Here is a 13,970-nt window from a genome sequence, read left to right as displayed (position 1 = left end):
GGAAAACGCTATCCGATCCTGGCGCCGCCGTCACGGTGACTTGCGCGCCGATCTCATACCTATAAGTTCAACCAAGCGTGTTACTTAGTCAGAAGCCCCGCCCCCGAGGCAGGAAGAACGCCGGTACGGCGGCCAGCACGGTGAACCCGATTGCCCACCCGAAGCTGTGCGCGTACGCCGTCGACGCGTGGTGTCCGGTGAGCTGACTCTGCAGTACGACGGCAAGCGTCGCCGCACCGAAAGCGCCGCCGAGCTGCTGCATGATCCGCGTCGTGCTGCTCGCGTGCGGGATCTGCGCCGGCTCGAGGTCGCGGAAGGCTCCGACCATCACCGCGAGATTGACCGCACTCAACCCGGCGCCGCGAACCACGAGCGCGACCCCGAGCAGCCAGTATGACGCGTCGGTGATCGCGAACGGGATGGTTCCGAGCGTGGTGAGGATGATCCCGGCGAGAACGACCGGACGCGGGCCGAGGCGATCCGTGAGACCCCCGGCGGTACGGGCGAGCAGGCTGCCGATTCCCTGCGGCACAAGGAGGAGGCCGGCAGTAGTCACCGTCTCACCGCGGGCCTGCTGGTAGAAGAGCGGGAGGAGCAGCATCGCGCCGTACAGACCGAAGCCGGTGAGGAACATGAGCGCGGTCGAGGCGGTGAACGATCTCGTGCGGAAGAGTGCCAAGTCGATGAGTGGCTCGGCGGTGCGTCGCAGTACGAACGCTGTCAGCAGCAGTACGCCGACGGCGAGTGGGACGAGTACGGCGGAGTGGCCGAAGCCGTGGTCGCCGACCTGGCTGAGGCCGTAGATGATCGCGGCGAGCGCGGGGGAGACCAGCAGCAGACCGAGGACGTCGAGCCGCGCCGCGATCGCCGGCGGGTCGGGCTTCAGGACACGTACGGCGAGGGCGATCGCGGCGATGCAGATCGGCACGTTGACGTAGAAGATCCAGCGCCAGTCGAGGTGGCCGACCAGGACGCCGCCGATCACCGGGCCGAGAATCGGGCCGAGCACCGCGGGCAGCGTGACGACCGCCATCAGCCGGCCGATCCGTTCGCGGCCGGCGGCGCGCAGCAGCAGGGTCTGCAGGATCGGTAGCATCAGGCCGCCGCCCACGCCCTGGATGATGCGGAACGCGATCAGCGAGCCGATGTCCCAGGCCGCACCGCACAGCATCGAGCCCGCGAGGAACAGTCCGAGTGCGACGATCCACATCCGTTTGGCGCCGAAGCGGTTCGCCGACCAGCCGGTGATCGGGACCGCCATCGCCAGCGCGAGCAGGTACGCCGTGCTGACCCATTGGACCGTGGCGACCGAGGCGTGCAGGTCGGTGCCGACGGTGTGGATCGCGACCGTGACGATCGTGCTGTCGAGCAGCGGGGCGAGCGCGCCGAGGACGAGGACGGCGGCGAGTTTGAGGACCGACCGATCGAGGCGGTCAGTGGCGGTGGTCATTCGAGCAGCTCCTTAGAGACGTTGCGTCTCTTACGGACTTCAGAGTAGGCTCGAATCGTTAAGAGACGCAAGGTCTCTTTTTGGAGGGTGCGTGGAGCGTCGACGAGGTGCGGAGCTCGAGACCGTGTTGCTCGATGCCGCCTGGGACGAGTTGATGGAAGTCGGCTACGCGCAGCTGACGATGGAGTCGGTCGCGGCGCGGGCGCACACCGGCAAACAGGTGCTGTACCGGCGGTGGCGGAACCGGGCGGAGCTGGTGGTCGCGGCGATGCGCCATCACACCGGCTCGATCGTCGACAACGTCCCGGACACCGGAACGCTGCGCGACGACGTACTAGGCGTCCTGCAACGCATGGCCGATCGGTTCACCACTCTCGGCCCGGACACCATCCACGGGCTGATGGCCGAGGCTCCGGATCTGGATCCTGAGGTGTACCGCCGGATGACCGGAGTGATGAGGACCGTCGTGGAGCGGGCCGCGGCGCGCGGTGAGATCCCGACGGCCGACGTTCCCGCCCAGGTCCTCACCGCGCCCACGAATCTCCTCCGGCACGAAATCTTCTTCACCCACGAACCGGTGCCCTCGTCGATCCTCACCTCATTGGTCGACGACGTGTTCCTGCCGTTGGTCAGCGGAACGCCTCGACGTTCCGGCTGACCCAGTCGGCGAACGTGCGCGGCGCGCGGCCGAGCACATTCTCGACGTCGGGACTGACCTGCTGCTCGGCCACTGACGGCGTACCGAGAACGTCGAGAGTGGCGTCGACGACAGGCTCCGGCATGAAGTTGAGCATGCCGGTGCGAGCCTGGTCGCGGGTGAGTTCCGCGAAGTGGATCGGCTCGCCGATCGCGGTCTGGATCACGTCGGCCTGCTGGCGGGGCGAGATCGCGGTGGGGCCGGTCAAGGTGTAGACGGCGTTCGCGTGGGCCGGGTCGCGGAGGGCGGCCGCGGCGACCTCGGCGATGTCCTGCGGGTCGACGGTGGGGAGGGCGACGTCGGCGAACGGAGCGGCTATTGTCCGCTGGGTGCGGATCGAGTCGGCCCACGCGAAGGCGTTGCTGTCGAAGTTGCCTGGGCGCAGGATCGTCCAGTCCAGTCCGGAGGCGGTCACGGCGTCTTCGTGGATCGAGGGGTGGCGCCTGGTGCCGACGCCTTGGGACGACAGCAGGACCACGCGAGGTACGCCGGCGTTGCGGATCACGTCGACGACGTCCTGGAGGTTGCCGTTGGCAAGGAAGTCCGCTGAGGTGAGGAGGAAGACGGCTTTTGCGCCGTCGAGGACGGGCGTGAGTGTTGCGGGATTGGTCAGGTCGGCCTGGTGGCCTTCGCCATGGTTTTCGATATGGCGCGAGACGGGGACGACGTCCTCGCCGGCGGCGGTCAGGGTCTGGACGAGGGGGCGGCCTACGTTGCCGGTTGCTCCGGTGATCACGATCATGGTGATGACGCTACTGGCCGCGGGATAGTAGGTACCTAGAGGATAGTATTGGATTTGTGAGCGAGAGCACAGCAGCTGATGCAGCGGTCGATCCCGCGGTTGATCCAGTGCAGGCCTGCCCGATCGCGCCGGTCGTCGACCTGGTCTTCAGCCGGTGGACGACTCCGATCTTGTGGACGCTGAACGAGTACGGGCAGCAGCGGTTCGTCGAGCTGCAGCGCCGGATCGGGGCGATCACGCCGAAGGTCCTGACGCAGCGCTTGCGCCAACTGGAACGCGACGGGTTGGTCACCCGCACCTACCACGCCGAGGTCCCGCCGCGCGTCGAGTACGCGATCAGCCCCCTCGGCCGCAGCCTCGCCCCGCTGTTCCATTCGCTCGCCGAATGGTCCCCCAACCTCGCCAAGGTCGAGGCAGCCCGCGAGTCCTTCGACACCCACGAACCCGCCCACCGCCGCCCCTGACAAGCCCGTTCGCACTCGAGGGGACAGCCGGCTCTCCTGTCCGATGTGTGGGTGGTGATCAGCCCGATGCGGGGTCGTGCGACAGGTAGTCGTGGGTCGGGACCTGCTATTGCATGTCCCCAGCCACCGGTGCCTCTCCCCACTCCCCACTTCCCGCCGTCGGTCCTGCCGTGGCCCCGCGGGTCGGCTGCCATCCGTCGAGCAGACAACGGGTTATCCCCTACCGTTGTGGGTTCTCTACTGGTACACGAGGGGAGAACCCACAACGGCAGGGGATATCCGTTCGTGTGGTCAGGCGACGCCGACTAGGTCTCGGGTGCGGAGGGTGTCCAGGAGGGTGAGGAAGTGGGTGGTGGCGTCGGCGAGGTGGAGGAGGCCGGCTTCGTGGTGGCGCCAGCCGTACTCGAGTTCGCCGTCGATGGTGCGTTCGTCGAGCGGTACGGCGTACCGGCTGAGCGTCACGCGGGACGGGCCGGTCTGGGGGTGGTGGTCGCCGCAGCCGCACTCGGCGGGGATCGTGATCGCGGTGAGCGCGTCGGGGGAGTAGCTGCGCAGCCGCAGCGTCGTGCCGCGGGCCGTGAACTGGACGATCGTGGCGTCAGGCAGCTGGACGAGCAGCTCGACCGGTACGGCGTACGAACCGGGGAGGAGCCGGAGACCACGGGATGCGAGCAGATCGGCGAGAGCCGGGAGATTCATGCGAATTCCTGTGAGTGCTGTGTCGGCGGGCGGGCCACGGAAAGGTCAGGGCCTCGTGCGCCGGAGAGTCGGCGCGCGTCAGCGACAACAGCAACAACACAGCATCTGCATGCCGACGATCATGACAGCACCCAGGGTCCACCACCAAACACCGTCCGCGATCTGGGACGCCTGTCCGTGATGTGTCAACCAGCCAGCAGTTCGGCCATCCGTTGCTCGGCTCAGCTCGCCGAGATGCGCTGCCGCCAGCTGATGAGCCACGTAGCCCGCCTCGATGTACTGACGGAACCATCGGGTCGCCTCCGGCAGCGGCCGGATCTCGTCGTACGGCGAGTTTCGCAGCCGCCAGTGCAGACAGTTCGAGGTCGGTGGGCACGGTCCGTGAAACCACGGGACCGCGGGTTCAGTCTGCTTTCTTGCCGAACATGATTTCGTCCCAGCTGGGGACGCTGGCGCGCTTGCCTCGGCGGGCGGGCTTCTTCTTGGGCTCGGCGCCGGCGTCGTCGGTTGCGGGCTGAGTGGTCTCGGTGCTGTCGGGCAGGTCCGGCTGCGCGCTGGCTGCTGGGGTCTGCTCGGGAGTGGTCGGCGGCTCGGGGGATGCCGGCTCGCGGACAGGGTCCGGGCGGCGGGCCTCCGACGTACGGGCTGCTGGACGCGGTGCTGGTTCTTGGCGCTCCGGGCGGGCGGCCTCGGGGCGGTCGTCCGGGGTGGCGGGGGAGGCGAAGGCGGGTGGGTCGGCGGGGCGTTCGACGGCGCGGACCGCGGGGCGCGGGGCCGGGGGCTGGTCGACCGGTACGTCGATCAGCGTCGGCTCCTCGTCCGGGTTCGGCACCGAGTGCACCCGCCGCGGACCCCGATCGGCCTCACGCGAACTCTCCCGCGCAACCTCACGCTCGCGAGCGTCCCGTCCGCCGTCCCGAGCGTCACGGCCGCTGTCGCGAACGCCTTCGCGGGATTCCAGGCCGAATTCTCGGCCGTCGCCGGAAACCGGGTGGTTTCGGCGGCGGAGGCCGACGGTGTCTTCGAAGCCTGCTTCGTAGCTGTCCGCGCCGTGGTCGGGGGCGATCAGCGGGTCGATGTCCGCGACCGCGGCCAGCCGCCGCTCACCAGGCTGCGGCTGCACCGGCGTCGTCGTCGTTACCTGAGCCTGCTCGCCGACAAGCCACCGCGCCTCGTCGTCGTCGGGCACCGCGTACCGCCCGGGGGCGTCGTACGCGAACATCGCGATCTTCTCGTCCTTCTGCTCCGCCTCGTTCTCGGACTCGACGAAGTACGACACCCGGACCGCCCAGCGGCCGTCCTCGCGCCGCCACGCGTCCCACTCGGCCGAGGCCGGGTCGACCTGCCGCGTCCGCAGCCGGTCGGTGACCCACGCACCGAGGTTCCGCGTGGGCGCATCACCGCCGCCACGACGACGGACCGAGGCACGCTGCGCGAGGCTGGCGATGTGGTCCCGCTCGGCCAGAACGGGGCCGGCGAACGCCATCACGCGTTCCATCGGCATCTGGGCGATGGCAGCGACCGCCTCGGGACTTTCGCCGGCGCGGATACGAGCCTGGATGTCTCGTGGGCGCAGCGCGCTCTCCATTTGAATCTCCAGCTGGCCGAGTCGGGCACGGTCGCCGCGGAGGGCCGCACGCAACCGGTCGTCGACCGGTACGGCGAACTCCTCACCCGTCTCTGCCATCGCCAGGATGAGCTGTTTCCCATCCTGGCTCAGACCGACGAGCCTCGCCTCGCGCATTGACCTTGTTCTCCTGTGCGGTTCTCGACAGTCTCTCCCGGGACGTACTGCCTGACCAAGACCGGCGCGCCGTGCCGCGCGGTCATTGTGGAGGTTACGTCACGAATCCACATCTTGCCTGGTCACCAGGGTCCTCCTGATCACACCAGTCACATTAGTCACAACACGGTGTGACTGCTAACCACTCGTCAGTCAGCAAAGACGGATCGCACCGCAAGTGCACGCTTCAGGTCGTCCGCCCGGTCGCCGACGGCCCGCCGGATCGCGGCGGCCACGGACTCGTCGGCGATCAGGTCGGCGGCCCGGTCGACCACCCGCTGCTCGATCGCGTACCGGGGGAACGCACCTTGCGCGCTGGTCCCCACGACCCAGCCGGACCGGAGCTTCTCGGTGCCGGGGAACTCCGCGAAGAACCGGTCGACGTACGACGCGGTGAGCTCGGCCTGTGTCGGGTGCCAGAACCCTTCGCACGCGGCGTAGAGCTCGTAGTTCGCGATGTCGGCGTCGGTGGTGATCTGCGTCCACGCCCGCTCCTTCGCGGCAGCCGTCGGCAACGCGGCCCGGCACCGGGTGGCGTGGACGATGCCCTCGGACGAGGAGTCCCGCTCGAGCTCGGCGTCGATCTCGGCCTCGCCGATCGCACCGAGCCGGGCGAGCTGCAGCGTCACGATCCAGCGCAGGTCGGCGTCCATCGTGACGCCATCAGGTACGCCGGTGCCCGCAAGCCAGCCCTTCAGCCGGTCGACGTCGTCGGTGAACCTCGCGAACCCGCGGGCCACCGACAGCTGCACGCTGCTTCCGACCTCGACGGTCTCCAGACGCGAACGCAGTACCTCGGCCAGCTGCCCGCGGTAGGGCTCGTACGGCAGGTAGACACCGAGCAGGTGGGTGCTCGACCAGTTGAGGAGCGTCCCGACCGCGATGTCGCTGGTCTCGGTCGGCAGCATCCCGAGGACGACGTCGAACCCGACCTTCGGGTCCAGCTCCGCGTCGGCGACCGCGTCGCGCACGCTGTTCAGAATGACGGCGCGGGTGACGCCGTCGGTGATCTTCGGCAGCAGCGCCGCGAGGTTCTCCAGGCTCACGGAGTCGAGCCGGATCTTCGCCCAGCTGTCGTCACCGACGTCCGGGATCACGACCGCGAGCGACGGGTCCAGGTCGACGTCCACCTCGTCGGAGTCGATCAGCACGTCGACCGTCGTACGGCGGCCCTCGGCGTCGTACCCGCCGACGGTCAGCTTGTGCGGCCGTGTCGCCGGGTAGGCCTCGGGCGCCTTGCGGTGCAGCTTGATGCCGGTGGCGGTCCGGGACACGCTGATCGTGTCGAGGCCCGGCGTCCGCAGCCAGGCCTGCGCCCAGTCCTCCAGACCGACCGCGCCGGCTTCGGTCCACTTCGCGACCAGATCGGCGAACGTCGCGTTACCGAACTCGTTGGCAGCGATGTGCGCGTTGACGCCGGCCAGGAAGACGTCGTCACCGAGGTACGCCGCGAGCTGCTTGAGGACTGCGGCGCCCTTCGCGTACGAGATCCCGTCGAAGTCGTCGAGCGACGCGAGCGCGTCCTTGACCGCGTCGGCGGCGACCGGGTGGGTCGAGGACCGCTGGTCGGCCTGCAGGCCCCACCACTTGCGCATGTACGCGAAGTCGATCCAGTTGTCGGTGTACCGGGTCGCCTCGGTCGACACCCGGTGCGCCATGTACTCGGCGAACGACTCGTTCAGCCAGAGGTCGTTCCACCACTTCATCGTCACGGTGTCGCCGAACCACTGGTGCGCCATCTCGTGCACGATGGTCCGGGCCCGCTGGCTGCGCTCGCCGTCGGTGACGGCCGAGCGGAACACCATCTGGTCGCGGAACGTCACGCAGCCCGGGTTCTCCATCGCGCCGGCGTTGAACTCCGGCACGAACGCCTGGTGGTAGTCGCCGAACGGGTACCGGTACCCGAACATCCGGTGGTACGCGTCGAAGGACTGCTTGGTGACCTCGAAGATGTCCGCGGCCTCACGGTCGAGCGCGTCCTTCAGCGACTGCCGCGAGACGACGCTCAGCGCGATGCCGTCGTGCGAGTCGGTGATCTGGTGGTACGGCCCGGCGACGACGGTGACGAAGTACGTCGACAGCGGCTTGGTCTCGGCCAGCTCCCAGCGGCCGGGGGAGACCTGCGTCGCAGCGCCGTTGCCGAGCACCAGCCACGCTTCCGGGGCCGTCACTCTGAAGCGGTACGGCGCCTTGAGGTCGGGCTGGTCGAAGCACGCGAAGATCCGCGGGCCGGCGTCGAGGAAGGACATCGCGTACGTGTAGGCGAGACCGTCGGCGGCGTCGACCGCGCGGTGCAGTCCTTCGCCGTCGTGCGAGTACAGCATCGAGGCGACCACGACGAGTTCGTTCTCCGGCTGCAGGCCGGTCAGCTCGAGCCGTCCGTCGTTCAGTCCAGCGACGTCGACCGCCGTACCGTTGAGCGTCACGGAGATCAGCTCGTCGGGTTTCACGTCCAGCCAACTCGAGGGATCCGTGGCGGTGAACCTGATCGTGGTGGTGGACCCGAACGTCCGCTCGCCCTGGGTGAGGTCGAGGTCGACGTCGTACGACTGGACGGAAAGCGCGGCGGCCCGAGTGCGGGCCCCGTCGACGGTGAGACTCGGCATGAGGGCCACTGTATGCCGAGACTAGGCTGAGCACATGGCGGATATGGAGTACCGGCAGCTTGGTGACTCGGGTCTTACGGTGAGCGTTGTTGGGCTGGGGTGCAACAACTTCGGGCGGCGGCTCGATGCGGGCCGGACGGACGCGGTGGTGAACGCCGCGGTCGACGCGGGGATCACGTTGTTCGACACCGCGGACATCTACCGCGGCGAGCACGGGTTCAGCGAGGAACTGCTCGGCAAGGCGCTCGGTGCGCGCCGCGACGAGGTCGTGATCGCGACCAAGTTCGGCGGTGACCTGGGTGGTGTGAACGGGCCCGACTGGGGCGTCCGCGGCTCCCGCCGGTACATCCGCAAGGCGGTCGAGTCGAGCCTTCAGCGGCTCGGCACCGACTGGATCGATCTCTACCAGCTGCACTTCCCGGACCCGGTGACGCCGATCGAGGAGACTTTGGCGGCGTTGTCCGAGTTGGTTGCTGAGGGCAAGGTCAGGTACATCGGCAGCTCGCAGTTCGCGGCCTGGCAGGTGGTCGACGCCGACTGGACCGCCCGGTCGAACGGCCTGGAGCACTTCATCAGCGCGCAGAACCAGTACTCGCTGCTCGAGCGCGACGTCGAGGACGAGCTGGCCCCGGCCTGTGAGCACCTCGGCCTCGGCATCCTGCCGTTCTTCCCGCTCGCCTCCGGTCTGCTCTCCGGCAAGTACCAGCGCGGTACGGCGGCGCCCGACGGCTCCCGGCTCGCGACGCAGCCCGAGCGCTTGGCGCGCGCGGACTTCGACAAGATCGAGGCGCTCGACACGTTCGCGGCCGAGCGCAACCTCACGATGATCGACATCGCGATCGGCGGCCTCGCCGCGCAGCCCGCGGTCGCCTCGGTGATCGCCGGCGCCACCACCCCCGAGCAGATCACGCAGAACGTCGCAGCCGGTCGATGGGACCCGACACCAGCCGACCTGGCCGCGTTGGACGAACTGACGTGACCCTTATTCTTCTGCCGCCGTCCGAAGGCAAGACCGGGCGGTCGCGTGGTCGTGCCGTTGATTTCGGCACGCTGTCGTTCCCGGAGCTGAACCCGGTCCGCGAGCAGGTGCTCGAGACGCTGGCGAAGGTCTCCGCGTCCGCCGACGCGCACGACGTACTCGAAGTCGGCGCCTCGCTGCGTGACGAGGTCGAGCGGAACACCCGGTGGCGCTCCGAACCGTCCGTGCCGGTCTCCGAGCTGTACTCAGGTGTCCTGTACGACGCCCTCGGTTACTCCACGCTCTCCGCAGGCTCGAAGCGCCGCGCCGCGAATCGTCTGCTCGTCATCTCGGCGGCCTGGGGCGCGCTCCGACCCGCCGACCGCGTTCCGCCGTACCGGCTGTCAATGGGTACGACGCTGCCGGGCCACGGACCGCTCGCGTCGGTCTGGCGCGATCCGCTGAACACCGCGCTGGCAGGTGTCGACGGTGTGATCGTTGACTGCCGGTCGTCGACGTACGTCGCCGCGTGGCGACCGTCCGGCGACCAGGCGGACAAGTGGGTGTCGGTGAACGTGGTCCGGGAACGCAACGGTGTGCGGTCGGTCGTCTCGCACAACGCGAAGCACACCCGCGGGCTGGTCGCCCGGCACCTGCTTGAGTCCGGCAAGGACCCGGGAACGCCCAAATCACTTCACAAACTGATCAGCGACCGCTGGAACGCCGAACTCGACCGCGGGGCGTCCGGCTGGACGCTGACCGTGGTGGAACACGACTGATCTTTGCCTTCGGCATCTCTTACGCTCCCGCGCTTGACACGATCCGGATCGCGGCGGACGCTCCGAAGAGAACAAGCTCCGGGGCCGCTCGCCGTGGGTGACGGCGGCACTCCACAGGGGGAACCATGCGGATCAATCGTGTCGGCGCTGACATCAGCGTGCTCAGTGATCAACTGCCGGTACCGGGCATCGGCTTCCTGCCCGTCAACGCGTTCGTACTGCTCGCGGCCGAACCGCTGGTGGTCGACACCGGGTTGAGTCTGCCCGGCCGCGGCTTCATGGACGCGCTCGGCTCGGTGGTCGATCCGGCCGATGTGCGGTGGATCTGGCTGACCCATCCGGACCGCGATCACACCGGCTCGTTGTTCGACCTGCTGGAAGCGGCACCGCAGGCACGCCTGATCACGACGTTCGTCGGCGCCGGCATCATGTCGACCGAGCGGCCGCTGCCCATGGACCGGCTGTACCTGCTGAACCCCGGCCAGTCGCTCTCGCTGGGCGACCGCACCGTCACCGCCTTCCGGCCGCCGCTGTACGACAGCCCGGCGACCGTGGGCTTCTACGACGACCGGTCGCGGGCCTGCTTCAGCTCCGATTGCTTCGGAGCGCCGATGCCGACCTCGGAGCTCGCCGACTGCGGCGATGTCAGCGATGCCCCGCGGGACGCGCTGCGCGGCGGTCAGTTGCTGTGGGCCACGCTCGACAGCCCGTGGGTGCACAACGTCGACCAGGAAGCGTTCCGGCGTACTGTCCAGCCGTTGCGGGAGATGAACCCGGACGTCATTCTCAGCAGCCACCTGCCGCCGGCTCCGGGGCACACCACGAACTTCCTGGATCTGCTCGAAACGGCACCGCAGGCCGATGCGTTCGTCGGACCGGACCAGCACGCCTTGGAGGAGATGCTCGCCGGCTTCGAGCCGGCGTCCGCCGCACCCTGAGCAGGCGCCGCTTGTCGAACACGACTGACGTTCACTGGACTGTTACTGGTGAGTGGTTTCCTACAGCGCGTGATCGGGGAAGGCTGAAGGGCAGCAACGTCAGGGGGGATCCGCCCTAACCCTCGGAGGCCTGACCGATGCCCCGTACCACGAAACGTACGACAGCTGTGCTGACAACCGTGGTCGCGGCTGCGACCGCGTGGACGCTGAGTGCCGGACCGGCGCTGGCGTACCCGCCGACCCCGCCGTCGGCGAGCACCGCCGCGACCCAGCTGGCGACCTTGACCGTGAAGACGGAGGGTTCGAGCGACGGCTACAGCCGGGACAAGTTCCCGCACTGGATCAACCAGTCCGGGACGTGCGACACCCGCGAAGAGGTGCTGAAGCGCGACGGCTCAGGTGTGACCGTGGACAGCAGTTGCCAGCCGACCGCCGGCCGCTGGTACAGCGTGTACGACTCGACCTGGGTGGAGGACTCCTCGGACGTCGACATCGACCACATCGTGCCGTTGTCCGAGGCATGGAAGTCGGGCGCCAGCGCGTGGACCACGGCCAAGCGTCAAGAGTTCGCGAACAACCTGACCATCTCGCAGCTGATCGCGGTGACGGCGTCGAGCAACCGCTCGAAGGGTGACAAGGACCCGTCGGAGTGGAAGCCGCCGAACACCTCGGTGCACTGCATCTACGCGCGCGAGTGGATCTGGGTGAAGTACACCTACAAGTTGTCGCTGCAGTCTGCGGAGAAGACGGCACTCACGCAGATGCTGGGCACCTGCTAGTCCTCGAGTAGGTGGCGGCGCTGGGCGTGGATGCCGGCCTGGAACCGGGTCCGCGCACCCAGCGTCTCCATCAGCTCGGCCACGCGGCGCCCGACGGTCCGACTGCTCAGTGCGAGCTGCCGGGCGATCGCGTCGTCCTTGAACCCGGCTGCGAGCAGTGTCATCAGCCGCGCGTCCGTCGGGTCGGCCTTGGCGGCCGGGACCACGGGCACCGCCTGGTCCCAGAGCAGCCAGAACATCTCGATCAACGCGTCCAGCAATGCACACGGATGTACGACGAGCGCGCTGTCGACCAACTGGTCGACCGACAGCGGCAGGAGCGCGATCTTGCCGTCGAACACGGCCAGCTTCATCGGCACCTGCGGATGCACCCGCGACGTCTCGCCGGCGTCGGCCGCGCTGTACGCCTCGTCGACGCCGCCGGGGATGTCGAGCGAGTCGGGGGAGTAGATGCCGTGGACGACGACCCCGTCGCCGAGCAGCCCGCGAACGGTGCTGTCCGACTCGGCGGCCTGCGCGGCGTACGGCGGCCGGTCGAGGACGAGCAGCTGGTGATCGGTCCCGTTGAGCAGCTGCGCGAACCGGGCGGCGATCGCCTCCTGACCGACGATCACCTCGACCAGATTCTCCGGCCGGTACTGCTCCTGCGTGCTCAGCTCGGACAGCAGCACCCGGGCCTCGGCGCGCACACGATCGAGCTCGGCCCGGCGTACGGCGACCAACGCGTCGACCGCGACGTCCGGGCGGGTCGGGAGCAGGCGGACCGGGTCGTCGGAGGTGCTGGTCAGCAGACCGAGCTTCTCGAGCCGGCCGATCGTCGCGACGACCTCCTGCTCGTCACGGCCGAGGCTGTCGGCGAGTTCGAGGACACCGCAACCCGGCGCCGACAGCAACGCGCGGTAGGCCTCCTCATCGGACGGCTCCACCCCCACCGACTCCAGCATCCGATCAGGCTATCTCGTCCCGTGGACGGACTCGACCGGTTTGGCTACTTCGCGCCATGTCCGGGATACGTCAACCCACTCGCAGGTGCGGGGACCCCTCAGGTGGGGTATGTCTGACGGTGCCGGGCGCGCGCGGATCGGACAGGGGACGTCTGGTCAAGCCTCAACGCGCGCGCCCGTCCTTCGCTTCACCTTCAGGTAGCTGCGCCAGATCAGTCGCTGCAGCAGCAGGGTGACGACGCCGGCGGCGGTCATCCCGGCGAGGTTGATGCCGAGCTGGGCCGCGGCCCCGCCGATGTGGTGCGGTGCCCAGAGGGCGACGGACAGCGCAAGGTCGCCCGCGGCCGGAACCGTCGTGACCGAGATGAATACGCCGACCAGCGCATTGCCGCGGCCGGCCGTCTGCGACAGGACACCGGCGCATCCCGCGAGTACGGCGACGACCGCGGACCACTTGTCAGGTCGCCAGATGAAGCCCGTCAGCGGCCGCGCCGCCGTGACGTCACTGACGTCGACCCAGCCGACCACGCGCGCCAGCAACGCCGTCAGTGCTGTCAGCGCGATGGCGAGCACGAACCCCTTTACGAGCAGCGACAACGACCTCCGGGTCAGACCGCCCTTGCGCAGGAAAATGCCGACGGCCAGAGCAGCGACGACGCCGAACTCCGGACCGACCACCATGGCGCCGACGACGAGGATCGCGGAGTCGGTGATCACAGCAACCGAGGCGATCATGGTCGCCAGCGTGAGGAACGCGTAGTACACCCAGGACCCGCCGGCCTCGTTGTACGCCTGGTCCACGACCGCGTCCCAGATGACCGCGTCGTCAGGTGCGCCAGGCGCCGCCTTCTCCGCGGCCTGGGCGTTCCGCGACGGCGCCGCGTCCACGGAGGCCAGCGCCACGGCGCCCTCGTCGTACAGGCCCTGTGCCTTGAGCCAGGTGAGGATGTCGGAGGTGGCCTCGCGGGTCACGTCGCACTCGACCACGTCGCCTTCGGGACGGCGGGCGGCGCCGGGCAGCCGGACGATGCTGGTGACTCGCGGGTCGGCGACGAGCGTGTTCAGGACGCGCTCGCTGCGGTCCGATGGGACGATGAGTCGAAGGTGCATCACGGGCCACATGCTGTCAGA

The 13,970-nt window shown here is 68.8% G+C and carries 13 protein-coding genes; 6 read left to right on the top strand and 7 right to left on the bottom strand.

Translation table 11 applies throughout. From position 1 onward, the window contains the following. Positions 1–88 precede the first annotated feature (88 nt). Entirely contained in the window at positions 89–1,450 is a 1,362-nt protein-coding gene (locus EV649_RS23715; RefSeq protein ID WP_130385750.1) for an MDR family MFS transporter, read from the bottom strand. Between the two features lie 91 nt (positions 1,451–1,541). Here EV649_RS23715 and EV649_RS23710 point away from each other — a divergent pair, with 91 nt between their 5' ends. Beyond that, positions 1,542–2,108, top strand: a complete 567-nt coding sequence (locus EV649_RS23710) for a TetR/AcrR family transcriptional regulator (RefSeq protein WP_130385749.1) — start codon at positions 1,542–1,544, stop codon at positions 2,106–2,108. On the opposite strand, the gene EV649_RS23705 is transcribed toward EV649_RS23710, so the two are convergent. Beyond that, a complete protein-coding gene (locus EV649_RS23705) occupies positions 2,080–2,889 on the bottom strand; it encodes an NAD(P)H-binding protein (RefSeq protein ID WP_130385748.1) in 810 nt (269 codons plus the stop codon). The two genes, EV649_RS23710 and EV649_RS23705, sit on opposite strands and share 29 nt — an antisense overlap. Positions 2,890–2,945: 56 nt before the next feature. Here EV649_RS23705 and EV649_RS23700 point away from each other — a divergent pair, with 56 nt between their 5' ends. After that, positions 2,946–3,353, top strand: a complete 408-nt coding sequence (locus tag EV649_RS23700; RefSeq protein ID WP_198682650.1) for a helix-turn-helix domain-containing protein — start codon at positions 2,946–2,948, stop codon at positions 3,351–3,353. A gap of 291 nt (positions 3,354–3,644) precedes the next feature. Here the strand turns inward: EV649_RS23700 and EV649_RS23695 are convergent, their stop codons facing one another. The 3 genes from EV649_RS23695 to pepN all read right to left on the bottom strand — a co-directional run bounded on the left by EV649_RS23695 (position 3,645) and on the right by pepN (position 8,441). After that, the gene (locus EV649_RS23695; RefSeq protein ID WP_130385747.1) at positions 3,645–4,052 is read right to left on the bottom strand and encodes a hypothetical protein; all 408 of its coding nucleotides are present in this window, start codon (positions 4,050–4,052) and stop codon (positions 3,645–3,647) included. A 403-nt stretch (positions 4,053–4,455) separates the two neighbouring features. Then, a complete protein-coding gene (gene sepH / locus EV649_RS23690; protein ID WP_130385746.1) occupies positions 4,456–5,796 on the bottom strand; it encodes a septation protein SepH in 1,341 nt (446 codons plus the stop codon). 188 nt (positions 5,797–5,984) lie between these two features. Continuing rightward, positions 5,985–8,441 carry an aminopeptidase N gene (pepN, locus tag EV649_RS23685; protein ID WP_130385745.1) on the bottom strand — a complete coding sequence of 819 codons (2,457 nt, stop codon included), beginning with the start codon at positions 8,439–8,441 and terminating at the stop codon, positions 5,985–5,987. Between the two features lie 34 nt (positions 8,442–8,475). Between pepN and EV649_RS23680 the strand changes: the two genes are divergently transcribed. From EV649_RS23680 to EV649_RS23665, 4 genes are all read left to right on the top strand, one after another. Next, a complete protein-coding gene (locus tag EV649_RS23680; RefSeq protein ID WP_198682649.1) occupies positions 8,476–9,420 on the top strand; it encodes an aldo/keto reductase in 945 nt (314 codons plus the stop codon). Further along, positions 9,417–10,178 carry a peroxide stress protein YaaA gene (locus EV649_RS23675; protein WP_130385744.1) on the top strand — a complete coding sequence of 254 codons (762 nt, stop codon included), beginning with the start codon at positions 9,417–9,419 and terminating at the stop codon, positions 10,176–10,178. Before EV649_RS23680 ends, EV649_RS23675 begins: the two co-directional genes overlap by 4 nt. A gap of 125 nt (positions 10,179–10,303) precedes the next feature. Then, positions 10,304–11,116, top strand: a complete 813-nt coding sequence (locus tag EV649_RS23670) for an MBL fold metallo-hydrolase (RefSeq protein WP_130385743.1) — start codon at positions 10,304–10,306, stop codon at positions 11,114–11,116. A 137-nt stretch (positions 11,117–11,253) separates the two neighbouring features. Beyond that, positions 11,254–11,895, top strand: a complete 642-nt coding sequence (locus EV649_RS23665) for an HNH endonuclease family protein (RefSeq protein WP_130385742.1) — start codon at positions 11,254–11,256, stop codon at positions 11,893–11,895. On the opposite strand, the gene EV649_RS23660 is transcribed toward EV649_RS23665, so the two are convergent. Both EV649_RS23660 and EV649_RS23655 read right to left on the bottom strand, forming a co-directional pair. After that, positions 11,892–12,839 carry a LuxR C-terminal-related transcriptional regulator gene (locus EV649_RS23660; RefSeq protein ID WP_130385741.1) on the bottom strand — a complete coding sequence of 316 codons (948 nt, stop codon included), beginning with the start codon at positions 12,837–12,839 and terminating at the stop codon, positions 11,892–11,894. The two genes, EV649_RS23665 and EV649_RS23660, sit on opposite strands and share 4 nt — an antisense overlap. Before the next feature lie 156 nt (positions 12,840–12,995). Next, positions 12,996–13,949 carry a DUF389 domain-containing protein gene (locus EV649_RS23655; RefSeq protein ID WP_130386265.1) on the bottom strand — a complete coding sequence of 318 codons (954 nt, stop codon included), beginning with the start codon at positions 13,947–13,949 and terminating at the stop codon, positions 12,996–12,998. Positions 13,950–13,970: the final 21 nt, after the last annotated feature.

The sequence above is a fragment of the Kribbella sp. VKM Ac-2569 genome (assembly GCF_004216905.1).
Classification (GTDB): domain Bacteria; phylum Actinomycetota; class Actinomycetes; order Propionibacteriales; family Kribbellaceae; genus Kribbella.
This window is presented reverse-complemented; position numbering and strand designations above follow the sequence as displayed.